21 protein-coding genes are annotated in these 22,364 nt (G+C 65.1%); 17 read left to right on the forward strand and 4 right to left on the reverse strand.

The annotated features are described in order from the left end of the window. Window positions 1–183 precede the first annotated feature (183 nt). From sdhC to ASF09_RS01235, 4 genes are read left to right on the forward strand one after another with little or no spacing between them, the layout of a single operon-like run. Window positions 184–594, forward strand: coding sequence for a succinate dehydrogenase, cytochrome b556 subunit (gene sdhC / locus ASF09_RS20825; protein ID WP_060524021.1), 411 nt, complete (start codon window positions 184–186; stop codon window positions 592–594). Beyond that, window positions 594–980: a succinate dehydrogenase, hydrophobic membrane anchor protein gene (sdhD, locus tag ASF09_RS01225; RefSeq protein WP_060524023.1), complete on the forward strand. Its 387-nt coding sequence runs from the start codon at window positions 594–596 to the stop codon at window positions 978–980. The genes sdhC and sdhD overlap by 1 nt, the downstream gene beginning before the upstream one ends. Then, complete coding sequence (gene sdhA, locus ASF09_RS01230; protein ID WP_056047438.1) at window positions 980–2,782, forward strand: succinate dehydrogenase flavoprotein subunit; 1,803 nt, start codon at window positions 980–982, stop codon at window positions 2,780–2,782. Before sdhD ends, sdhA begins: the two co-directional genes overlap by 1 nt. Continuing rightward, window positions 2,782–3,054 carry a hypothetical protein gene (locus ASF09_RS01235; RefSeq protein WP_060524025.1) on the forward strand — a complete coding sequence of 91 codons (273 nt, stop codon included), beginning with the start codon at window positions 2,782–2,784 and terminating at the stop codon, window positions 3,052–3,054. The genes sdhA and ASF09_RS01235 overlap by 1 nt, the downstream gene beginning before the upstream one ends. Window positions 3,055–3,175: 121 nt before the next feature. Here ASF09_RS01235 and ASF09_RS01240 read toward each other — a convergent pair whose 3' ends face one another. Together ASF09_RS01240 and ASF09_RS01245 are read right to left on the reverse strand one after the other, a co-directional pair. Beyond that, window positions 3,176–3,493, reverse strand: coding sequence for a type II toxin-antitoxin system PemK/MazF family toxin (locus tag ASF09_RS01240; RefSeq protein ID WP_060524026.1), 318 nt, complete (start codon window positions 3,491–3,493; stop codon window positions 3,176–3,178). 7 nt (window positions 3,494–3,500) lie between these two features. Continuing rightward, window positions 3,501–3,752 carry an AbrB/MazE/SpoVT family DNA-binding domain-containing protein gene (locus ASF09_RS01245; protein ID WP_060524028.1) on the reverse strand — a complete coding sequence of 84 codons (252 nt, stop codon included), beginning with the start codon at window positions 3,750–3,752 and terminating at the stop codon, window positions 3,501–3,503. A 128-nt stretch (window positions 3,753–3,880) separates the two neighbouring features. Between ASF09_RS01245 and ASF09_RS01250 the strand changes: the two genes are divergently transcribed. The 12 genes from ASF09_RS01250 (at window position 3,881) to ASF09_RS01305 (ending at window position 18,145) form a co-directional block, all read left to right on the forward strand. After that, entirely contained in the window at window positions 3,881–4,462 is a 582-nt protein-coding gene (locus ASF09_RS01250; protein WP_060524030.1) for a ClpP family protease, read from the forward strand. 133 nt (window positions 4,463–4,595) lie between these two features. Next, window positions 4,596–5,390 (forward strand): succinate dehydrogenase iron-sulfur subunit, encoded by a 795-nt coding sequence (locus tag ASF09_RS01255; protein ID WP_060524032.1) that lies wholly within the window; start codon window positions 4,596–4,598, stop codon window positions 5,388–5,390. A 147-nt stretch (window positions 5,391–5,537) separates the two neighbouring features. After that, window positions 5,538–6,029, forward strand: a complete 492-nt coding sequence (locus ASF09_RS01260; RefSeq protein WP_060524034.1) for a PaaI family thioesterase — start codon at window positions 5,538–5,540, stop codon at window positions 6,027–6,029. Between the two features lie 122 nt (window positions 6,030–6,151). Further along, window positions 6,152–7,243, forward strand: coding sequence for a cell division protein ZapE (gene zapE / locus ASF09_RS01265; RefSeq protein ID WP_060524036.1), 1,092 nt, complete (start codon window positions 6,152–6,154; stop codon window positions 7,241–7,243). A 231-nt stretch (window positions 7,244–7,474) separates the two neighbouring features. Then, window positions 7,475–8,437, forward strand: coding sequence for a malate dehydrogenase (gene mdh, locus ASF09_RS01270; protein ID WP_060524038.1), 963 nt, complete (start codon window positions 7,475–7,477; stop codon window positions 8,435–8,437). A gap of 72 nt (window positions 8,438–8,509) precedes the next feature. Beyond that, a complete protein-coding gene (locus ASF09_RS01275) occupies window positions 8,510–8,806 on the forward strand; it encodes a GIY-YIG nuclease family protein (protein ID WP_060524040.1) in 297 nt (98 codons plus the stop codon). Between the two features lie 56 nt (window positions 8,807–8,862). Then, complete coding sequence (gene sucD, locus ASF09_RS01280) at window positions 8,863–9,747, forward strand: succinate--CoA ligase subunit alpha (protein ID WP_056047458.1); 885 nt, start codon at window positions 8,863–8,865, stop codon at window positions 9,745–9,747. Window positions 9,748–9,906: 159 nt separating this feature from the next. Continuing rightward, on the forward strand, window positions 9,907–12,840 hold the full coding sequence (locus tag ASF09_RS01285; RefSeq protein WP_060524042.1) for a 2-oxoglutarate dehydrogenase E1 component: 2,934 nt from the start codon (window positions 9,907–9,909) through the stop codon (window positions 12,838–12,840). Window positions 12,841–12,966: 126 nt separating this feature from the next. Then, window positions 12,967–14,217, forward strand: coding sequence for a 2-oxoglutarate dehydrogenase complex dihydrolipoyllysine-residue succinyltransferase (gene odhB, locus ASF09_RS01290; protein WP_060524044.1), 1,251 nt, complete (start codon window positions 12,967–12,969; stop codon window positions 14,215–14,217). 94 nt (window positions 14,218–14,311) lie between these two features. Further along, entirely contained in the window at window positions 14,312–14,599 is a 288-nt protein-coding gene (locus ASF09_RS01295; protein ID WP_259467544.1) for a GIY-YIG nuclease family protein, read from the forward strand. Window positions 14,600–14,696: 97 nt separating this feature from the next. Then, entirely contained in the window at window positions 14,697–16,091 is a 1,395-nt protein-coding gene (gene lpdA, locus ASF09_RS01300; protein WP_060524045.1) for a dihydrolipoyl dehydrogenase, read from the forward strand. A gap of 827 nt (window positions 16,092–16,918) precedes the next feature. Further along, window positions 16,919–18,145: a GGDEF domain-containing protein gene (locus ASF09_RS01305; protein ID WP_156359123.1), complete on the forward strand. Its 1,227-nt coding sequence runs from the start codon at window positions 16,919–16,921 to the stop codon at window positions 18,143–18,145. A 51-nt stretch (window positions 18,146–18,196) separates the two neighbouring features. Here ASF09_RS01305 and ASF09_RS19965 read toward each other — a convergent pair whose 3' ends face one another. Both ASF09_RS19965 and ASF09_RS01315 read right to left on the reverse strand, forming a co-directional pair. Next, window positions 18,197–18,787 (reverse strand): hypothetical protein, encoded by a 591-nt coding sequence (locus ASF09_RS19965; protein ID WP_060524049.1) that lies wholly within the window; start codon window positions 18,785–18,787, stop codon window positions 18,197–18,199. Window positions 18,788–18,889: 102 nt separating this feature from the next. Beyond that, window positions 18,890–19,264, reverse strand: coding sequence for an energy transducer TonB (locus ASF09_RS01315; RefSeq protein WP_060524050.1), 375 nt, complete (start codon window positions 19,262–19,264; stop codon window positions 18,890–18,892). A 125-nt stretch (window positions 19,265–19,389) separates the two neighbouring features. Here ASF09_RS01315 and uvrA point away from each other — a divergent pair, with 125 nt between their 5' ends. Then, window positions 19,390–22,290 (forward strand): excinuclease ABC subunit UvrA, encoded by a 2,901-nt coding sequence (gene uvrA / locus ASF09_RS01320; protein WP_060524052.1) that lies wholly within the window; start codon window positions 19,390–19,392, stop codon window positions 22,288–22,290. Window positions 22,291–22,364 lie beyond the last annotated feature (74 nt).

The raw sequence follows: 22,364 nt of genomic DNA on the forward strand, positions 1-22,364 counted from the left end.
GGCGGCGACGGTTTCGCGTGCATGTTCCCGGGTGGCCAGGACGTGTCCAGCTATTGCCTTGGGTTATCGGAACCCGAGCGATGGGTTGCATCGCAGCACGCGGTGGCTAATAGGTCGCCCAATCTATATATTCTGGACCAAGCTGTTCTTGGTTCGTCATCTTCTGGTTCGAGGACTCCGCCCTTGGCATCGCGCAATCCGGCACGCCCGCTTTCTCCCCATCTGCAGGTCTATAAATGGGGCCCGCACATGCTGGTCTCGATCCTGCACCGCGTGACCGGCAGCGGGATGGCGACCGTCGGCAGCCTGCTGCTCGTCTGGTGGCTCGCGGCGATCGCCGCCGGCGATCAGGCCTATGCGACCTTCGTCGACGTGTTCACCACCGAGACGGGCCGGCTCAACATCCTCGGCTATGTCGTCGCGGTCGGGCTGACGCTGTCGCTGTTCCAGCACATGATGACCGGCATCCGCCACTTCGTGCTCGACACCGGCGCGGGCTACGAACTGAAGCGGAACAAGATGGGCGCGCTCGCGACGATGGTCGCCTCGGTCGCGCTGACGGTCGTGTTCTGGCTCTACATGGGGATCAAGTAATGGGTTCGGGTACGGCAATCGGTCGCGTCCGCGGCCTGGGCAGCGCGAAACACGGCGCGCATCACTGGTGGCAGCAGCGCCTGACGGCGGGCGCCAACCTGTTCCTCATGCTCTGGCTGATGATCTCGGTCGCGCGGATGCCCGGCTATGATTACGCGGCGGTCCACCTCTGGCTGCAGTCGGCCTGGGTCGCGGTGCCGATGGCGCTGCTGATCCTGTCTGTCTTCTATCACTTCCGTCTCGGTCTGCAGGTCGTGATCGAGGATTACATGCACGACGAAAGCCGTGTCGTGACGATGATCCTCCTCAACCTGTTCACCTTCACGCTGGGCGGCATCGCCCTGTTCGCGATCCTGAAGGTCGCCTTCTCCGGAGCCCCTGCGTAATGTCAGCTGCCTACAAGATCATCGATCATACCTATGATGCGGTCGTCGTCGGTGCCGGCGGCTCCGGCCTGCGCGCGACGATGGGCATCGCCGAGAGCGGCCTGAAGACCGCGTGCATCACCAAGGTCTTCCCGACCCGGTCGCATACCGTTGCAGCCCAAGGCGGCATCGCCGCCAGCCTTGGCAACAACTCGCCGGATCACTGGACCTGGCACATGTTCGATACCGTCAAGGGTTCCGACTGGCTCGGCGACCAGGACGCGATCGAGTATCTCTGCCGCGAGGCCCCGCAGGCGGTCTACGAGCTCGAACATGCCGGCATGCCGTTCAGCCGTAACGAGAACGGCACGATCTATCAGCGTCCGTTCGGCGGCCACATGCAGAACATGGGCGAGGGGCCGCCGGTCCAGCGCACCGCCGCCGCCGCCGACCGCACCGGCCACGCGATGCTCCACGCGCTGTATCAGCAGAGCCTGAAGTACAACACGGACTTCTTCGTCGAGTATTTCGCGCTCGACCTGATCATGGAGAACGGCGTCTGCCGCGGCGTTATCGCGCTGTGCATGGAAGACGGCTCGATCCACCGCTTCCGCAGCCACCAGACCGTGCTGGCGACGGGCGGCTACGGCCGCGTCTATTTCTCGGCGACCTCGGCGCACACCTGCACCGGCGACGGCAACGCAATGGTGCTCCGCGCCGGCCTGCCGCTGCAGGACATGGAGTTCGTCCAGTTCCACCCGACCGGCATCTACGGCGCGGGCGTGCTCATCACCGAGGGCGCACGCGGTGAGGGCGGTTACCTGACCAACTCCGAGGGCGAGCGCTTCATGGAGCGCTATGCCCCGTCGGCGAAGGACCTCGCCTCGCGCGACGTCGTCAGCCGCTCGATGGCGCTCGAAATGCGCGAAGGCCGCGGCGTCGGCAAGAACGGCGACCACATCTTCCTGCATCTCGATCATATCGATCCCAAGGTGCTCGCCGAGCGCCTGCCGGGCATCACCGAGACGGGCAAGGTCTTCGCCGGCGTCGATCTCACGCGCCAGCCGCTGCCCGTCACGCCGACCGTGCACTACAACATGGGCGGCATCCCGACCAACTTCCACGGCGAGGTCGTCAACCTCGTCGACGGCAACCCCGACGCGGTCGTCCCCGGCCTGTTCGCGGTCGGCGAGGCAGCGTGCGTCTCGGTCCACGGCGCCAACCGTCTGGGCTCGAACAGCCTGATCGATCTCGTGGTGTTCGGCCGCGCGACCGGCCTGCGGATCAAGGACACGCTGAAGCCCGGCACCGCGCACGCGCCGCTGCCCAAGGGGTCGGAAGATCTCGCGCTGACGCGTCTCGACCATTTCCGCAATGCGTCGGGCGGTTCGCCGACCGCGCAGATTCGTCTCGACATGCAGCAGACCATGCAGAAGCATTGCGCCGTGTTCCGCGACACCGAACTGCTGAACCAGGGCGTCGAGAAGATGGCCGGGATCTACAGCCGGATGACCGACGTCGCCGTGAAGGATCGCAGCATGATCTGGAACACCGATCTGGTCGAGACGATGGAGCTCGACAATTTGATCGGCCAGGCGGTCGTGACGATGAACTCGGCAGCCAACCGCACCGAGTCGCGCGGCGCACACATGCACGAGGATTTCCCCGAGCGCGACGACGCGAACTGGATGAAGCACACCATCACCACCTTCAACGGCTGGGGCGGCAAGGGCGGCGAGACCAAGATCGATTTCCGCCCGGTCCACGACTACACGCTCACCGACGACATCGACTACATCAAGCCCAAGAAGCGGGTATACTGATGACCTGGGCCATCATCGCGATCGGGTTCCTCGTGCCCGTCGCGGTGGGGCTCCTGACGCGCTTCCAACCGATGATCGCCGGCTTCCTATGGCCGGTGGTCGTCGCGATCCTGACCGCGATCTACGTCTTCGCCATCGAACCCCGCGGTGTCGGCGAAGAACCCCAGAAGATAGCGATAACCTTCTACGCGCTCTTCTCGCTAGTAGGCGGCGTCCCCGGCGGCCTGGTAGGCTGGATCCTCCAGCACAAGCGCCTGACGCGAGACGCGTAACACCGTCTGCCCCTCTTTGTTCTCCCGCGAAGGCGGGAGCCCAGTCTGGATCCCCGCCTTCGCGGGGAAACAAGCTTCAGGCGTCCCCTAGGACAAGACCGTCGTCCATATACAGCTCGCGCTAAACCGCGAACATCTCCCCAAGCACCTCCAACACGGCGCGCAAAGTCTGCGCATCGATCCGCCCCATCCGCTTGATCAACCGCCCCCGGTCGATCGTCCGCATCTGATCCGGCAGCACTAACCCGCTGGTCCCCTTGAACGTCACCGCGACCCTAAACGGCGCCGGATGGCTCCCCGTCGTCAACGGCGCGACGATCGCGGTCCGCAGGTGATCGTTCATCTCGTCCGGTGAAACGACTAGGCAAGGCCGCGTCTTCTGAATCTCGCCCCCGACCGTAGGATCGAGCGCCGCCAGCCAGATCTCACCCCGCTTCACGCGCCGCTCACCACGTCAGCGCCGCGTCGCCGGTAACGCCCGCGCCAAGCCACTCTTGTTCCTCACCGGTCATGGCAAGCCCCGCCGCAGCCTCCGCCCAACCGTCGCGCGCAACCCGCTCGGCCGGAGTCGCGATCAGCTTCCCATCCTCTACGCGCAGATCCATTGCCGCGCCGGTGGTCACGCCGATCGCCCCCAGGATCGACCGCGGTACGATCATCCCCGTCGAATTGCCCATTTTCCGTAACGACGTCCGCATCGTACATCCTCTTCGCCACACCGATACCACCGATGATGTGTACTAACAATGTTACCACGAAACCGCGAATGTGCTGATATGCCGCAACCCTTCCGGAACCCACTCCCCCCGAAAAAGTTTGCCGCGGCATGACCGACACATCCCCCGCCTCGAACGCCCGCAACTACCCGCTGCTGGCCGCCCCCCACATCCATCTTCACGGCCCCGTCGACGACGCGATGTACGACACTTTCAAGTCGCAACTCGTCGCGGCCCCCACCGAAGGCCCGCTGGTCGTCTCGATCACCACGCTCGGCGGCGACCCCGAAGTCGCGCGCGCGATGGGCGACAACATCCGCCTGCTCCGCGAATACACCGGCCGCGAGACGCTCTTCCTCGGCAAGGTCGCGGTCTATTCCGCCGGCGCGACCTTCATGTCCGCCTTCCCGGTCGACAGCCGTTTTCTCACCCGCAACAGCCGCATCATGATCCACGAGCGCCAGATGCAGAGCACGATCGAGCTCAACGGCCCGCTCAACACGCTCTCCTACACGCTCAAGGCCAAGCTCCACGAGATCGAGGACTCGATCAACATCCAGGAGGAAGGCTTCCGCGCGATCGTCGAGGGTTCGAAGGTATCGCTCGAGGAATTGAAGAAGAAAGCCCCCTCCAACTGGTACATCGAAGCCGAGGAAGCCCGCGACCTCGGGCTTGTCCTCGACATCATCTGACCCGGCGCGCGCAGGTAACGCGACAGCGGGTGTGACGCATGTTGCACCCGCGAAGCTAAGGATTTGCGGGGAGGGCCCCTGTCATGTATCGGCTCTGGCAATCTATAATCATACCACGGACGGACCGCTCGCAATGGCCGAATTCTCGCTCCCGAAAAACAGCGTCGTCAAGAAGGGCGTCAAGCACGCCTCGACCAGCCAGGGTTCGGGGGACAGCAAGCGTCTGAAATCGTTCAAGGTCTATCGCTACGATCCCGACAGCGGTGAGAACCCGCGTTACGACACGTTCGCGCTCGATCTCGACGATACTGGCCCGATGGTGCTCGACGCGCTGATCAAGATGAAGAGCGAGCAGGATTCCTCGCTGACCTTCCGCCGGTCTTGCCGCGAGGGCATCTGTGGCTCGTGCTCGATGAACATCAACGGCAAGAACGGCCTCGCCTGCACCACCGCGATCGAAGATTGCAAGGGCGAGGTCCAGATCACGCCGCTGCCGCACATGGACGTGATCAAGGACCTGGTCCCCGACTTCACGCATTTCTACGCGCAATATTCGTCGATCAAGCCGTGGCTGCAGACCGTCACCCCGCCGCCCTCGGGCAAGGAACGCCTCCAGTCGCCAGAAGACCGCTCGAAGCTCGACGGTCTGTACGAGTGCATCCTGTGCGCGTGCTGCTCGACCTCGTGCCCGAGCTACTGGTGGAACGCCGACAAGTTCCTGGGGCCGGCGATCCTGTTGCAGGCCTATCGCTGGCTCGCCGACAGCCGCGACGAGATGACCGGCGAGCGTCTCGACGAGCTCGAGGATCCGTTCCGCCTGTACCGCTGCCACACCATCATGAACTGCGCGAACGCGTGCCCCAAGGGCCTCAACCCCGCCAAGGCGATCGCCGAAATCAAGAAGATGGAAGCCGAACGGGTCGTCTGATCCGGTCGGTTGGGGAGGGACCCTACCTTCCCCCACCCCGTTCGTCCCGAGTAGCCATCGAGCTTGTCGAGATGGCGTATCGAAGGACATGTACCTCGATACGAGCCCTCGACTTCGCTCGGTCTCTACTCGGCACGAACGGAAATTATGACGGATAAGCCTTCTCCCCAACCCCATTTCGTCGAAGCCGAAGACCCCGCCAACCCAGGTTGGCGCAGCTGGTCGCTCTCCGACCCCACCCGCTTCAACACCCTGCTCGGCCCCATGCTCTACCGCGTCGACGGCCACACCGTCCGCGTCCGCATCACCCCCGAGCACCGCCACTCGAACCTCCAGAACAACGTCCACGGCGGCGCGCTCCTCGCGTTCATCGACGTCGCCTTGTTCGCAGCCGCAAGAGGCTTCGGCCTGATTACCACCGGCACCGCAGTCACGCTCGATCTCAACGCGCAGTTCATTGGCGGCGGTCGCATCGGCGAACCGATCGAGGCGCAGGTCGAAGTGCTCAAGGAAACCGGCCGCCTCTTGTTCCTCCGGGGCCTCGTGGTGCAAGGGGACGACGAAACCAAGATCGCCGCCTTCTCGGCCACGATCCGCAAGCCGTCCGGCAAGCCTCCACGGGCTGACACCGCCGCCTAACACCACCCCGGCGAAGGCCGGGGCCCAATTGGGAAACGATCAGTGTTGAAGCGCTCCGCTCCGTTATCGAAACCTTTCCAACTGGGCCCCGGCCTCCGCCGGGGTGGTGCAGGGATGGGTAAGTGACCGTCCTCAAAGCCTACGAAGCACTCGTAGCCTCGGGCGAACTCCGCCCCGACCCGGAACAAGCCGCCGCCGCCGCGCGCCTCAACACCCTCGCGACCGAACTCGCCACCCCCAAATCCACCGGCTTCTTCGCCCGCTTCTCCAAAAAAGCCGACCCGCGTGGCGTCTACCTCTGGGGCGGGGTCGGTCGCGGCAAGTCGATGCTGATGGACCTGTTCTTCGCCAACGCGCCCGTCGAGAAGAAGCGCCGCGTCCACTTCGGCGAGTTCATGCTCGAGGTCCACGCGCGCATCGCCGCCGAACGTCGCAAGGAAGTCGGCGACCCGATCGTCCCCGTCGCCACCGCGATCGCCGACGAGACGCGGCTGCTCGCGTTCGACGAGATGATGGTCACCAACAGCCCCGACGCGATGATCCTGTCGCGGCTGGTGACCTCGCTGCTCGATTCCGGCGTGACGATCGTCACTACGTCCAACCGCCCGCCCGCCGACCTCTACAAGAACGGCCTCAACCGCGAGCATTTCCTGCCCTTCATCGCGACCATCGAGCACCGCCTCGACGTGCTCCCGCTCAACGGCCCGGTCGACTATCGCCGCGACCGTCTCGGCAGCCAGGACACCTGGCTCGTCCCCAACGGCCCCGAGGCCACCGCGCAACTCTCCGCCGCGTTCTTCCGCCTCACCGACTTCTCGACCGACGACAGCGAGCACGTCCCCGCCGAAGACCTCGTGGTGCAGGGCCGCACGCTCCGGGTGCCGAAATCGCTCAAGGGCGTGGCGGTGTTCAGCTTCAAGAAGCTGTGCGGAGAAGCCCGCGGCGTGGCCGACTACCTCGCCATCGCGCGGAAGTTCCACACCGTCATCCTGGTCGGCATCCCCAAGCTCGGCCCAGAGAACCGCAACGAGGCGGCGCGCTTCGTCGCGCTGATCGACGCGCTGTACGAGCACAAGGTCAAGCTCCTCGCCGCCGCCGATGCGCAACCCGGCGACCTCTACGAAAGCGGTGACGGGCGCTTCGAGTTTGACCGCACGATCAGCCGCCTCGAAGAGATGCGCTCCGAGAATTATCTTGCCGAGGGCCACCTCTAGCCGACCCCTCCCGTCATCCTGACGAAAGTCAGGATCCAGAGCCACAGGCGACGTCGTTCATTACTCTGGATCCTGACTTTCGTCAGGATGACGAAGCAAGCATAGCTTATTGCACATGCGAACCAGTTGCAATAACAACCCGCTTTTGTCCTTTTAGCAGTTGCCGTAGCGGGATAATGCGCGTAACCGGCGTCACCAATCACCCCGCACATCAGACGGAGACGGATTGGAATGGCTCGCAAGAAGATCGCGCTGATCGGCGCCGGTAACATCGGCGGTACGCTCGCGCACCTCGCAGCACTCAAGGGCCTCGGCGATATCGTCCTGTTCGACGTCGCCGAGGGCATCCCCCAGGGCAAGGCGCTCGACCTGTCGCAGTGCGGCCCGGTCGAAGGCTTCGACTCGCAGATCACCGGCTCGAACGATTACGCCGACATCGCCGGCGCGGACGTCATCATCGTCACCGCCGGTGTCGCCCGCAAGCCCGGCATGAGCCGCGACGACCTGCTCGGCATCAACCTGAAGGTTATGAAGGCGGTCGGCGAGGGCATCAAGGCCAACGCCCCCGACGCATTCGTGATCTGCATCACCAACCCGCTCGACGCCATGGTTTGGGCGCTCCGTGAGTTCTCCGGGCTGCCGCACCACATGGTCGTCGGCATGGCCGGCGTGCTCGATTCGTCGCGCTTCAGCCACTTCCTCGCCGACGAGTTCAAGGTCTCGGTCAAGGACGTCACCAGCTTCGTGCTCGGCGGCCACGGCGACACGATGGTCCCGGTCATCAGCTACTCGACCGTGTCGGGCATCCCGGTGCCGGATCTCATCGCGATGGGCATGTCGAGCCAGGAAAAGATCGACGCGATCGTCAAGCGCACGCGCGGCGGCGGCGGCGAGATCGTCGCACTGCTGAAGACCGGCTCGGCGTACTACGCGCCGGCGACCAGCGGCATCGCGATGGCGGAGGCGTATCTATACGATCAGAAGCGCGTGCTGCCGGCGGCGGCGTATGTGTCGGGCGAGTACGGCCTGACCGATCTGTACGTCGGCGTGCCGGTGGTGATCGGTGCTGGCGGCGTCGAGAAGATCGTCGAGATCAAGCTTGACGACGAAGCCAAGCAGAACCTCACCGTGTCGGTCGATGCGGTGAAGGAACTGATCGTGGCCTGCAAGGGTATCGACGGTTCGCTGAACTGATTTGAAGACGTTAGCTAAACCAATCTGCTGTTCCCCGGCGAAGGCCGGGGCCCAGTTGGGAGAACTCCCGAGATGGATACCGCCTTCTGCGTCTACATCATGGCCAGCAGGCGGAACGGGACTATCTATCTCGGCGTCACCAGCAATCTTCCCAAACGCGTATGGGAGCATCGCAACGGTGTCGTCGCAGGGTTCACGAAGAAACATGGTTGTCATCTGCTCGTCTGGTACGAGGTTTATGACGATCTGGACGCCGCCCGGCAGCGCGAGCTGCGGATGAAGGAATGGAAACGGGACTGGAAGGTGAAAGAGATCGAAGGGATGAACCCGAACTGGGATGATCTGTTCGATACGCTGACGCCAAACTGATCCGCCTTCCCAACTGGGCCCCGGCCTCCGCCGGGGAACAAGAGAGAGAAAATTAGATGAGCATCCTCGTCGACAAGAACACCAAGGTCATCACGCAAGGCATGACCGGCGAAACCGGCAGCTTCCACACCAAGATGGCGCTGGAATACGGCACGCAGATGGTTGGCGGCGTTACGCCCGGCAAAGGCGGTACGACCCACCTCGACCTCCCCGTCTACAACACCGTCGCCGAAGCCAAGGCGATGACCGGCGCGACCGCGTCGGTCATCTACGTGCCGCCCCCCTTCGCCGCCGATTCGATTCTCGAGGCGATCGACGCCGAGATCGAGCTGATCGTCGCGATCACCGAGGGCATTCCCGTGCTCGACATGGTCAAGGTCAAGCGCGCGCTGTCGGGCTCCAAGTCGCGGCTGATCGGCCCGAACTGCCCCGGCGTGCTGACCCCCGGCGAGTGCAAGATCGGCATCATGCCCGGCTCGATCTTCAAGAAGGGTTCGGTCGGCGTTGTCAGCCGTTCAGGCACGCTCACCTATGAGGCGGTGTTCCAGACGTCGAACGCAGGCCTTGGTCAGACGACCGCGGTCGGCATCGGTGGCGATCCGGTCAATGGCACGAACTTCATCGACGTGCTCGAGCTGTTCCTCGCCGACGACGAGACCCAGTCGATCATCATGATCGGCGAAATCGGCGGCGACGCCGAGGAGCAGGCGGCACAGTTCCTCCGCGACGAAGCCAAGCGCGGTCGGTCGAAGCCGATGGCAGGCTTCATCGCGGGCCGTACGGCACCTCCGGGCCGCCGCATGGGCCATGCCGGCGCGATCGTGTCGGGCGGCAAGGGCGACGCGGAGAGCAAGATCGCGGCGATGGAAGCTGCCGGGATCAAGGTCTCGGAGAGCCCCAGCCTGCTCGGCGAGACGCTGCTGAGCGTGCTGAAGGGCTGATCTACTACCCCTCTCCCGTTCGGGGAGAGGGAAGGAGCCGCTTCTTAGCGGCGGAAGGGTGAGGGCACGTGACCGCCCGTGCCCTCACCCTCCCACCCGCAAGTGCGGGCGGGCCCCTCCTTCTCCCCCGCGGGGAGAGGGACACTGAGGACGAGAACGATGGGCTACGAAGGCCAGGATTTCAGCGATATCGCAGCCGGCGTCAGCCCGGCGTTCGTGGAGACGCTCTACGCCAAGTTCAACGCGGACCCGGCCTCGGTCGAATCCGGTTGGCGCGCGTTCTTCGAGGGTCTCGAAGGCTCCGCGCAGGGCCCGAGCTGGGAGAGCGCCCGCTGGCCGCTCACCACCACGGACGACCTGACCTCGGCGCTCGATCCCACCCAGATGGAGCCCGCGCCCAAGCCCGCAAAGGGGAAACCAGCCCCCGCCGCAGCGGCGCCCGCCCCCGTCTCGAAGGAAGAGATCGCCAAGGCCGCGGCAGACGCGATCCGCGCGCAGCTGCTCGTCCGCACCTACCGCGTCCGCGGCCATCTCGCCGCGAACCTCGATCCGCTCGGCCTCTCGAAGCGCGAGATGCCCGAGGATCTGAAGACCGAATATCATGGCTTCTCCGACGCCGACATCGACCGGAAGGTCTATCTCGGCGGCACGATGGGCTTCGAATGGGTCTCGATCCGCGAGCTCGTCGACACGTTGCGCAAGAACTATTGCGGCAATGTCGGCCTCGAATACATGCACATCTCCGACGTCGAGGAGCGCCGCTTCCTTCAGGAGCGCATGGAGGGCCAGGACAAGGCGATCGAATTCTCCATCGACGGCAAGAAGGCGATCCTCACCAAGGTGATCGAGGCCGAGCAGTGGGAGAAATTCCTCGGCAAGAAGTATGTCGGCACGAAGCGCTTCGGGCTCGACGGCGGTGAATCGATGATCCCCGCGCTTGAAAGCGTCATTAAGTATGGCGGCCAGATGGGCGTGCGCGAGCTCGTCATCGGCATGGCGCATCGCGGTCGCCTCAACGTGCTCGCCAACGTGATGGCCAAGCCGTTGCGCGTGATCTTCCACGAATTCGCCGGCGGCTCGGCCAATCCCGACGACATCGGTGGTTCGGGCGACGTGAAGTATCACCTCGGCACCAGCACCGATCGCGAGTTCGACGGCCACAAGGTTCACATGAGCCTGGTCGCCAACCCGTCGCATCTTGAGGCGGCCGACCCGGTCGTGCTCGGCAAGACGCGTGCGATCCAGACGCTCACCAACGACCTTAAGGATCACACCGCGGCGTTGCCGGTGCTGATCCACGGCGACGCGGCGTTCGCAGGGCAGGGGATCGTCTGGGAGTGCCTCGGCTTCTCCGGCATCCGCGGCTACAACACCGGCGGCTGCGTCCACTTCATCATCAACAACCAGGTCGGCTTCACGACGTCGCCGCAGTTCGCGCGCTCGTCGCCTTACCCGTCGGACGTCGCCAAGGGCGTCCAGGCGCCGGTCTTTCACGTCAATGGTGACGATCCCGAGGCGGTCACCTTCGCGACCAAGATGGCGATGGAATTCCGCCAGAAGTTCCACCGCGACATCGTCATCGACATGTGGTGCTACCGCCGCTTCGGCCACAACGAGGGCGACGAGCCGTCCTTCACGCAGCCGCTGATGTACGACATCATCCGCAAGCACCCTGGCGTTTCCACGGTCTATGGCAACCGCCTGATCAAGGAAGGCGTTATCGACCAGCCTTGGATCGACGAGAACGTGAAGCAGTTCACGCTCCGTCTCGAGGGCGAGTTCGAAGCCGGGTCGTCGTACAAGCCCAACAAGGCCGACTGGTTCGGCGGTCGCTGGACCGGCCTCAGCGCGCCCACCGACGGCGCGTCGGCACGGCGCAATGTCGAGACCGGCCTCAGCACGAAGCTGTTCGATTCGCTCGGCCGCACGCTCACGACCGTCCCTGACAGCGTGAAGATTCACAAGACGCTGGCGCGCGTCATCGATGCCAAGCGCGAGATGTTCAAGTCGGGCAAGGGCTTCGACTGGGCGACCGGCGAAGCGCTCGCGTTCGGTGGCTTGCTCTCGGAAGGGTACGGCGTCCGCCTGTCCGGCCAGGATTCGGGTCGCGGCACCTTCTCGCAGCGCCATGCGGTCTGGGTCGACCAGACCGACGAGCACAAGTACGTGCCGCTGCAGGAGATCGAGCACGGCAATTTCGAGGTGCTCGATAGCCCGCTGTCCGAATACGGCGTGCTCGGGTTCGAGTATGGTTACGCGCTCGCCGACCCGAAGACGCTGGTCCTCTGGGAGGCGCAGTTCGGCGATTTCGTCAACGGCGCGCAGATCATGATCGATCAGTTCATCACGTCCGGCGAATCGAAGTGGCTCCGCGCCAACGGCCTCGTGATGCTGCTCCCGCATGGCTATGAAGGGCAGGGGCCTGAGCACAGCTCGGCGCGTCCCGAGCGCTTCCTCCAGTCGTGCGCCGACGACAACATCCAGGTCGCGAACTGCACCAGCCCGGCGAACTATTTCCACCTGCTTCGCCGCCAGATGCATCGCAACTTCCGCAAGCCGCTGATCGTGATGACGCCCAAGTCGTTGCTCCGTCACAAGCTGGCGGTTTCGAACGCGGAGGATTTCCAGGGCGACAGCCACTTCCGCCGCCTGTTGTCGGATACCAATCCGGCCGCCGACGTCGACACGAAGCGTCTGGTCCTGTGCACCGGCAAGGTCGCGTACGACCTGATCGAGGCACGCGACGCGGCGGGCGACACCGACACGCAGATCGTCCGCGTCGAACAGCTCTATCCCTTCCCCGGCAACCCGATCGCCGAGCGCGTCGCACGGATGCCGAACCTGGAAGAGATCGTCTGGGCGCAGGAAGAGCCGAAAAACAACGGCTATTGGTTCTTCGTCGAGCCGCTGATCGAGGAGGCGCTGGCAACGGTCGACTCCCGCGTGAAGCGCGCGCGCTACGCCGGGCGCAACGCCTCGGCCTCGCCCGCGACCGGCCTGATGAAGCGTCACCAGGCCGAACAGGGCGCGCTCGTCGCCGACGCGCTCGGCCACTCCGTCCGCGACGAAATCCGCCGCACCCGCGCAAACTAAGTTTTTCTACCACCCCGGCGTAGGCCGGGGCCCAGTTGGGATGGTAGATGTAATTGAGCGAAACGCCGGCCACTCAGCGTTTCGTAACTGGACCCCGGCCTACGCCGGGGTGGAGGAAACGAGAAAATGGCAACCGAAGTCACCGTCCCCGTCCTGGGTGAATCGATCACCGAAGCCACCCTCGGCGAGTGGCTGAAGCAGCCCGGCGATCCCGTCGCGGTCGACGAGCCGATCGCCAGCCTCGAGACCGACAAGGTCTCGGTCGAGGTCCCGTCGCCGGTCGCCGGCGTCATGGGCCAGCACGCGGTCGCCGTCGGCGACACCGTGCAGGTCGGCGCGATGCTCGCCACGATCGACTCCGGTGACGGCGCCGCCGCTGCTCCGGCCAAGGCGCCCGAGCCAGCCGCGACCGCAACGCCCGCGGCTCCCGCCAAGGACGAGTCCGGCGCAGGCTACGGCGACCAGCCCGGCGCCGGCACCAGCGACTCGCCCGCCGCACTCTCCCCGTCGGTCCGCCGTGCGGTGCTCGAGCACGGCGTCGACCCCGGCACCGTCAAGGGCACCGGCCGCGACGGTCGCATCACCAAGGAAGACGTGACCGCCGCCGCGTCGAGCAAGCCCGCGCCTGCTCCCGCCGCAGCGCCCGCCCCGGCCGCAGCCCCTGCCGCCGCTTCGGGTCGCGGCGAGGAGCGCGTCCGCATGACGCGTCTCCGCCAGACGATCGCCAAGCGCCTCAAGGAAGCGCAGAACACGGCGGCCATGCTGACGACGTTCAACGACGTCGATATGACCGCGGTGATCGAGGCACGCGCCAAGTACAAGGACCTGTTCGAGAAGAAGCACGGCGTTCGCCTCGGCTTCATGGGCTTCTTCGTGAAGGCCGCGACGATGGCGCTGCGCGACATCCCGTCGGTCAACGCGTCGATCGACGGCGACGACATCGTCTATCACGATTACGCCGACATCTCGGTCGCGGTCTCGTCGCCGGGCGGCCTTGTCGTCCCCGTCATCCGCGACGCCGACCAGATGTCGGTCGCGACGATCGAGAAGACGATCGGCGACTTCGGCAAGCGCGCCAAGGAAGGCGCGCTCAAGATGGACGAGATGAAGGGCGGTACCTTCACGATCTCCAACGGCGGCGTGTTCGGCTCGCTGATGTCGACCCCGATCATCAACCCGCCGCAGTCCGCCGTGCTCGGCCTCCACCGCATCGAGGAGCGCCCGGTCGTCGTCAACGGCCAGATCGTCATCCGCCCGATGATGTACCTCGCGCTCAGCTACGACCACCGCCTGATCGACGGCCGCGAAGCCGTGACGTTCCTGGTGGCGCTGAAAAATGCTATCGAGGATCCGACCCGTATCCTGATCGACCTCTGACCTTCGCCGCCGTCTCGTTCTCCTGCGAACGCAGGAGCCCAGGGTCACGGACACCACCCTCCGTAACCCTGGATTTCTGCGTACGTAGGAAAACATGAGGGCCGGTTTCGTCTACCTGATGGCGAGCAGCCGCAACGGAACGCTCTACCTCGGCGTCACCAGCGACCTGCTCGCCAGAGCCTACCAACACCGCAACCGCCTGATCGACGGCTTCTCCAAGGAGCATGGTTGCATCCTCCTTGTGTGGTTCGAGGCGAGTGACGACATACAATCTGCACGGCAACGCGAGTTGCAGATGAAGAAATGGAAGCGGGCCTGGAAGATCGACTTGATCGAACAGACCAACCCGCACTGGAAGGATTTGTACGAGACGCTCTTCTGACTGCTGTTTTCCTGCGAACGCAGGAACCCAGGGTCAAGAACGTCGCCCTTAATAACCCTGGATTCCTGCGTTCGCAGGAAAACACGTGGAGCATAACATGGCTGACTACGACTATGACGTCCTCGTGATCGGTGCGGGCCCCGGCGGTTACGTCGCGGCGATCCGTGCAGCGCAGCTCGGTCTGCGCACCGCTTGCGCCGAGTCCCGCGAGACGCTCGGCGGCACCTGCCTCAACGTCGGCTGCATTCCGTCCAAGGCGCTGCTCCACGCCTCCGAGATTTACGAGGAGGCCAAGGGCGGCCACATGACCAAGTTCGGCATCGACTTCCAAGGCGTCACGCTGAACCTCGACCAGATGCACGCCGAGAAGGCCAAGGCTGTCAAGGAACTGACCGGCGGCGTCGAATTCCTGTTCAAGAAGAACAAGGTCACCTGGCTCAAGGGCAAGGCCGCGTTCCAAGACGCGCATACCGTCGAGATCGCCGGCCAGAAGGTCACCGCGAAGAACATCGTCATCGCCACCGGTTCGAGCGTCATGCCGCTCCCCGGCGTCGAGGTCGACCAGAAGACCGTCGTCGACAGCACCGGCGCGCTCGAGATTCCCAAGGTCCCCGAGCACATGGTCGTCATCGGCGGCGGCGTGATCGGCCTCGAACTGGGCAGCGTCTGGCGTCGTCTCGGCGCGAAGGTCACGGTCGTCGAGTTCGTCGACCAGATCCTCCCCGGCTTCGACGGCGAAGTCCGTCGCGAGACCGCCAAGCTTTTCAAGAAGCAGGGCATGGAACTCAAGCTCTCGACCAAGGTCACCGGCGTGACCGTCGCTGACGGCGTCGCGACCGTCACCGTCGAGCCCGCCGCGGGTGGCGCGTCCGAGACGCTGACCGCCGACGCGGTGCTCGTCTCGATCGGCCGGAAAGCGAATGTCGATGGCCTCAACCTCGAAGCCATCGGCCTCGAGCTCAACAAGCGCGGCCAGATCGAAACCGACCACTCGTTCCGCACCAAGGTCGACGGCGTCTGGGCGATCGGCGACTGCATCCCCGGCCTGATGCTCGCGCACAAGGCCGAGGACGAGGGCGTCGCGGTCGCGGAAAACATCGCCGGCCAGACCGGCATCGTCAACGAGGACGTCATCCCGAGCGTCGTCTACACGATGCCCGAGATCGCCGGCGTCGGCCTGACCGAGGAAGCGGCGAAGGAAAAGACCGAGATCAAGGTCGGCAAGTTCCCCTTCGCGGCCAACAGCCGCGCCAAGACCAACCGCGACACCGACGGCTTCGTGAAGATCATCGCCGACGCCAAGACCGACCGCGTCCTCGGCGTCTGGATCGTCTCGTCGCTGGCGGGAACGCTGATCGCAGAAGCCGCCATCGCGATGGAATTCGGCGCGACCAGCGAAGACATCGCCTACACGTGTCATGCGCATCCCACGCACGCCGAGGCGATCAAGGAAGCGGCGATGGCGGTGCAGGGCAAGCCCATTCACATCTAGCAATAGCTAGATGTGAATCGAAAGGGCTTGCCCTGCCGACGGCGCTCCAGCGCCGTCCGACGACAGGGGCTTTGCCCCTGTCCGGCCAAGCAGGGCTTCGCACCTGCGACTGAAGCAAGTTTGAGAGGGCGTCGGTGACAATCCACCGGCGCCCTCTCTGCGTTTACGGGGAGAGATGCGAACGGCTTGGGTCGAGTGGGTAAGGGTAACGAGTGGCGAGCGGGGATGTGGGGGAGCGATACAACTGCACACCCTCCTCAAAACCCGTCCAACCACCACCTATCGGTCATCCCGAACGCTGGGGACTCACGGTTACGGGGGACCCGGCGATACCGCGCGATCATTACCCATTCCGCGACCATGGGTCCCGGCGTCCGCCGGGATGACGGGGGAAGGGGTAACGCGCTATAAAGTGGCAGCGCGAACCACGGGAAGCTCACGATCCGCAACGTCTATGGCGGCATCACGTACTCCAAGCCGAAAGCGCTGCACGCTTCTCAAACCCGCCCAGTCCACACCCCCCCCCATCCGTCATCCCGGCGAACGCCGGGACCCACGGTTACGGAGGACCCGGCGATATCGCGCCATCATTACCCGCCCCGCGACCATGGGTCCCGGCGTTCGCCGGGATGACGGGGCAAGGGGAACGCAATTACCGAGCGCGATCAGAGTGGCGCGCCCAACGCGTGGCAAGGCTGGTCAAGCCAAGTCAAACCCACACCGCAAACCCAACAAAAAGCAAATTTCCGTCCCCACGCCCCAACCGGAACCAATCCTTAGCAAAGCCGACCTATCAGCCCGCGTAACGAACGAACAAGCAGGTCTCCGTGGCGCTCGATCTCTCTACTCTCTACGTCGTCGCAGGCCTTGGCATGCTGGTCGCCGGGTTCATCCATCTCATCCCCCTCGCGACCGGCCGGTTCGGGTCATGGGCAGGCTTATGGGGCGCCGGCCACCTGATCGCCGGTTGCGGCGCGCTGATGGCGGTGCTGAACGATCGGATCGGCCTCCCCTGGGCGCCTAGTATCGGCAACCCCGCGGTGGTGATGGGCTATGCGCTGATCGCCGGCGCGGCGGTGAAATTCGATCGCCCGGACGCGCGCCTGAGGTCGCTGCTGGCGATCGCCGCCGTGCTGGGCCTGCCCTTGTGGTTCAGCCACGACCCGGCGCATTTTCACATCCGCGTCGCCTATCTCAGCGTCATCCGCGCCGGGTTCGACCTCGTCGTGGTCGTCGTCGCCGTCCGTTTCGCGCGGCGTGACTCGCTCCAGACCGGCTGGATCGTCGCCGCGCTGTTCGCGGTCACCGTACCGATGTTCCTCGGCCGCGCCTGGCTGGCCTATAGCGACCGGATCGGCACGCAGCTGACCGGGCGTCACGACGATCTCGGCGCCTGGCTCGCGGCAGGCCAGATCGCCTTCATCATCTTCCGCGCCTTCTCGCTGCTGATCCTCCAGGCCGAGCGCGGCCAGAACCTGCTGCTCGATCAGATGGAGCGCGACTGGCTCACCGGCGCGTTCAATCGCGCCGGCCTCGATCGCATCGTGCGGACGTTCGCCGGCTGCCATGCGCCGCGTATGCTGACGGTGATGATGCTCGATCTCGATCGCTTCAAGACGCTCAACGACACGTTCGGCCACGCCGCCGGCGACGCCGCGCTTCGCACCTTCGCGGAGATCGCCCACGAGGCTCTCGGCCGACAAGGCCACCTCGTCCGTTGGGGCGGCGACGAATTCGTCTGCGTGCTGCCCGACGTCTCGACAACGCAGGCCCGCGCGATCGGCACCAGCATCGCGACACGGTTCGCGCAGACCATGGCGCCGCGCATGGCGACGCATGGCACGCTCGGGGTCAGCTTCGGCATCGTCGAAGGCGAGCCCCAGATACCGATCGTCGACCTCATCGCCGACGCAGACCGCGCGATGTACCGCGCGAAAAGCGACCGCCGCCAACCCGCCGTCTGCATCCCTCCCGTATATATCCCGGACATCTACATCCCGGACATCTACATCCCGGACGTCTACCTCCCCGACGTCTACACCAAGGCCGCCTGAGCCGCCCCGACAGAACCGCAACGCCACGCGCGGCGTCGCGGTCCCGCACGGTCAAGCGGCCGGCGGGTCCTTCTTCCCGGTCGGCTTGCCGAACCCGACGAACAACCGCTCCAGCCCTACCGTCACCGAGTCCAGCACCTTGGCGAACTCGGGCGGCAACGCGGTCTTCTCGCTCCGCGGCGGCTCCGGCGTATCCCCGGCGAACGGACCATTGCCCTGCGGCTTGGCCGTCTCTGCCGCCACGTCCGGCTCCACGTTCGACGCACCAGGCTCAGCCTCTTGCGAGGGTGCGGCAGGCGAGGGCGGGGCAGGGGGCGTCGGCGGGGTCGGCGGCGTCGGTCGAGCATTCGCCTTCGCGTCGTGCTTCGAGATCGCCGTCGCCGCGGCCATCAGCCCGGCCGCGATCATCTGCCGCCCGACCGGCGTCCCCATCTGCCGTGCGATCGTCGCGGCGATCCCGGCGAACGGCGCCCCGCCCGCATGCTTGCCGCCATCCTGCTTTTCACCGTCGTGCTTGCCGTCGTCATGCTTGTGGCGCTTGTGCCCGCCGCCGTCCGGCTCACCCGCGTGATGCCCGCCCGCGCGCATGTCGATCTCAACTTCGCGCTCGCGCCGCTTACGCTCGTCCTTCTTCTTGCCCATGTCGTCCTCTGTGCCGTTCGCAATGTGTACGACAAAGATAATACACCGATTTAAGATCGCAACCCTGATGGCGCCGGTCGCCTGATTGCGACCCGAGCGCGCTTACTTGCCGGACCACGTCCCCGGCAGTCGCCACATCACCTTGCGCGAAGCATGGCTGATCATCGGCTGGCCGTCGAAGCCGAGCGCCGGGCTGTAGCGCCCCCGTGCGACGATCGCGTGGCACGCCGCCTTGTCGAGTTCGACCTCGCCGCTCGACACCACGGTTCGGCAATCGGCGACATGGCCATCCAGACCGATCGTCCACAGGATCGTCGTCGTGCCCTGCGCGCCCTTGCTGACGATCGACATCGGGTAGTCGCTGGTCGAGATCCAGTCTCCCGGAGAGTGTTTCGGCTCGGCAGCTTGGGCGATCCGCGATCGCTCGGTCGGATCGAGCCCCCACAGCTTGACCGTTGAATCGTTGCACTTGGCCAACGCCTCGATCGCTCGTCGCGCAATCCGTCGCGCAATCGATCATCGCCGATGAACTGGCACCCGGCCTCATGCATTCCTATCTCTCCCACTAGTCTCCCGATCAGAACAGAAGTAGAACCAGCCTCATGCTGACCAAGATTTCCATACGCGGCGCGCGCGAGCACAACCTCAAGGACGTCGACATCGACATCCCCCGCGACACGCTCACGGTGATCACCGGCCTCTCGGGCTCGGGTAAGTCGAGCCTCGCCTTCGACACGATCTACGCCGAGGGCCAGCGCCGCTATGTCGAGAGCCTCAGCGCCTATGCCCGCCAGTTCCTCGAGCTGATGCAGAAGCCCGACGTCGACCACATCGAGGGCCTCTCGCCGGCGATCTCGATCGAGCAGAAGACCACGTCGCGCAACCCGCGCTCGACCGTCGCCACCGTCACCGAAATCTACGATTACATGCGCCTGCTCTGGGCGCGCGTCGGCATCCCGTACTCGCCCGCCACCGGCGAGCCCATTGCCGCGCAGACCGTGTCGCAGATGGTCGACCGCGTCATGGCGCTCCCCGAGGGCACGCGCCTGTACCTGCTCGCTCCCGTCGTCCGCGGCCGCAAGGGCGAGTATCGCAAGGAACTCGCCGAGTGGCAGAAGGCCGGCTTCGCGCGCGTCCGTATCGACGGCACGATCCACGACATCGACGAAGCCCCCGCGCTCGACAAGAAGTACAAGCACGACATCGAAGTCGTCGTCGACCGCCTGGTGGTAGGCGGCGAGATCGCCACGCGCCTCGCGGAGTCGTTCGAAACTGCGCTGAAACTCGCCGACGGTCTCGCCTATGTCGACCCCGCCGACCCGGTAGAGCCGCACACGCCGAAATCGGAAATTCTCGGCAACAACGCCCCCGACGGCCGCATCGTTTTCTCCGAAAAGTTCGCCTGCCCGGTCAGCGGCTTCACCATTTCCGAGATCGAGCCACGGCTGTTTTCTTTCAACGCCCCGCAAGGCGCATGCCCGGCCTGCGACGGCCTCGGCGAGAAGCTGCTGTTCGACGAAGACCTCGTCGTCCCCAACCACATGCTCAGCATCAAGAAGGGCGCGGTCGTCCCCTGGGCGAAATCCAACCCGCCGTCGCCCTATTACATGCAGGTCCTCGGCAGCCTCGCACGCGAGTTCAAGTTCGACATCGAGACCCCCTGGTCCGACCTCCCGCCGGAGGTCCAGAGCACCATCCTGCACGGTTCGAAGGGCAAGCCCGTCACGCTCACCTTCATCGACGGCAAGAAGAAATACGACGTCAGCAAGCCGTTCGAGGGCGTCATCGGCAACCTCAACCGCCGCATGCTCCAGACCGATTCAGCCTGGATGCGCGAGGAACTGAGCAAGTACCAGTCCGCCGCCCCCTGCGAAGTCTGCGGCGGCGCGCGCCTGAAGCCGGAGGCGCTCGCGGTCAAGATCGCGATGAAGGACATCTCCTACGCCACGCATCTCTCGGTGGTCGACGCCCTCCAGTTCTTCACCGACATGCCGCAGCATCTCGGCGACCAGCAGAACGCGATCGCCGAACGCATCCTCAAGGAGATCGTCGAGCGCTTGGGCTTCCTCAACAACGTCGGCCTCGACTACCTCAACCTCGACCGCACCAGCGGCACGCTCAGCGGCGGCGAAAGCCAGCGCATCCGCCTCGCGTCGCAGATCGGCAGCGGCCTGTCCGGCGTGCTCTACGTCCTCGACGAGCCCTCGATCGGCCTGCACCAGCGCGACAACGACATGCTCCTCAAGACGCTGCGCCGTCTGCGCGATCTCGGCAACACCGTGCTCGTCGTCGAGCATGACGAGGACGCGATCCGCACCGCCGACTACATCATCGACATGGGCCCCGGCGCCGGCGTCCGCGGCGGCCAGGTCGTCGCGCAGGGCACGCTGAAGCAGATCCTCAAGTCGAAGGGCAGCATCACCGCCGACTATCTCAACGGCACGCGCGAGGTGCCGGTCCCAACCACGCGACGGAAAGGCAACGGCAAGAAGCTCACCGTCCACAACGCGGTCGCCAACAACCTGCGCGGCGTCACCGCCAGCCTGCCGCTCGGCACCTTCACCTGCATCACCGGCGTCTCCGGCTCGGGCAAGTCGAGCTTCACGATCGACACGCTCTACGCCGCCGCCGCGCGCGAACTGAACGGCGCGCGCATCGTGCAAGGGAAACACGACAAGATCACCGGCCTCCAGTATCTCGACAAGGTCATCGACATCGACCAGTCGCCGATCGGCCGCACCCCGCGCAGCAACCCCGCCACCTACACGGGCAGCTTCACGCAGATCCGCGACTGGTTCGCCGGCCTGCCGGAATCGCAGGCGCGCGGCTACAAGCCCGGCCGCTTCAGCTTCAACGTCAAGGGCGGCCGCTGCGAGGCGTGCCAGGGCGACGGCGTGCTCAAGATCGAGATGCACTTCCTCCCCGACGTCTACGTCACCTGCGACGTCTGCCACGGCGCGCGCTACAATCGCGAGACGCTCGAGGTGAAGTTCAAGGGCCATTCGATCGCCGACGTGCTCGACATGACGGTCGAGGACGCCGCCGAGTTCTTCAAGGCGGTCCCCCCGATCCGCGACAAGATGGCGATGCTGGTCGAGGTCGGCCTCGGCTACGTCAAGGTCGGCCAGCAGGCGACGACGCTCTCGGGCGGCGAAGCGCAACGCGTCAAGCTCGCCAAGGAACTCTCGCGCCGCGCCACCGGCAACACGCTCTACATCCTCGACGAACCCACCACCGGGCTCCACTTCGAAGACGTGCGCAAACTGCTCGAAGTCCTCCACGCGCTGGTCGAGCAAGGCAACACGGTCGTCGTGATCGAACACAATCTCGACGTCATCAAGACCGCCGACTGGGTCCTCGACCTGGGCCCCGAAGGCGGCGTCAAGGGCGGCGAGATCGTCGCGGAGGGTACGCCGGAGAAGGTCGCGAAGGCCAAGGGCAGCTTTACGGGGAAGTATCTGGCGCCGTTGCTGGAGAAGAGGGTGGCGAGCGCGGCTGGTTAGCACTGCCATACGGATGGATGGGACTGTCCGCAGTCATGGTAGGGATCTCGGTGTTCAGCGAAACTGCGTGACGA

The sequence above is a fragment of the Sphingomonas sp. Leaf242 genome, from assembly GCF_001422045.1.
Classification (GTDB): domain Bacteria; phylum Pseudomonadota; class Alphaproteobacteria; order Sphingomonadales; family Sphingomonadaceae; genus Sphingomonas.

Excerpts from the sequence above, each read along its gene's own strand:
- ASF09_RS01235 (WP_060524025.1), top strand. The coding sequence starts at position 2,782 with ATGACCTGGGCCATCATCGCGATCGGGTTCCTCGTGCCCGTCGCGGTG.
- sdhD (WP_060524023.1), top strand. The coding sequence starts at position 594 with ATGGGTTCGGGTACGGCAATCGGTCGCGTCCGCGGCCTGGGCAGCGCG.
- ASF09_RS01245 (WP_060524028.1), bottom strand. The coding sequence starts at position 3,752 with ATGCGGACGTCGTTACGGAAAATGGGCAATTCGACGGGGATGATCGTA.
- ASF09_RS01285 (WP_060524042.1), top strand. The coding sequence starts at position 9,907 with ATGGGCTACGAAGGCCAGGATTTCAGCGATATCGCAGCCGGCGTCAGC.
- ASF09_RS01255 (WP_060524032.1), top strand. The coding sequence starts at position 4,596 with ATGGCCGAATTCTCGCTCCCGAAAAACAGCGTCGTCAAGAAGGGCGTC.
- uvrA (WP_060524052.1), top strand. The coding sequence starts at position 19,390 with ATGCTGACCAAGATTTCCATACGCGGCGCGCGCGAGCACAACCTCAAG.
- sdhA (WP_056047438.1), top strand. The coding sequence starts at position 980 with ATGTCAGCTGCCTACAAGATCATCGATCATACCTATGATGCGGTCGTC.
- odhB (WP_060524044.1), top strand. The coding sequence starts at position 12,967 with ATGGCAACCGAAGTCACCGTCCCCGTCCTGGGTGAATCGATCACCGAA.
- ASF09_RS01295 (WP_259467544.1), top strand. The coding sequence starts at position 14,312 with ATGAGGGCCGGTTTCGTCTACCTGATGGCGAGCAGCCGCAACGGAACG.
- ASF09_RS01275 (WP_060524040.1), top strand. The coding sequence starts at position 8,510 with ATGGATACCGCCTTCTGCGTCTACATCATGGCCAGCAGGCGGAACGGG.
- ASF09_RS01260 (WP_060524034.1), top strand. The coding sequence starts at position 5,538 with ATGACGGATAAGCCTTCTCCCCAACCCCATTTCGTCGAAGCCGAAGAC.
- lpdA (WP_060524045.1), top strand. The coding sequence starts at position 14,697 with ATGGCTGACTACGACTATGACGTCCTCGTGATCGGTGCGGGCCCCGGC.
- sucD (WP_056047458.1), top strand. The coding sequence starts at position 8,863 with ATGAGCATCCTCGTCGACAAGAACACCAAGGTCATCACGCAAGGCATG.
- mdh (WP_060524038.1), top strand. The coding sequence starts at position 7,475 with ATGGCTCGCAAGAAGATCGCGCTGATCGGCGCCGGTAACATCGGCGGT.
- ASF09_RS19965 (WP_060524049.1), bottom strand. The coding sequence starts at position 18,787 with ATGGGCAAGAAGAAGGACGAGCGTAAGCGGCGCGAGCGCGAAGTTGAG.
- ASF09_RS01250 (WP_060524030.1), top strand. The coding sequence starts at position 3,881 with ATGACCGACACATCCCCCGCCTCGAACGCCCGCAACTACCCGCTGCTG.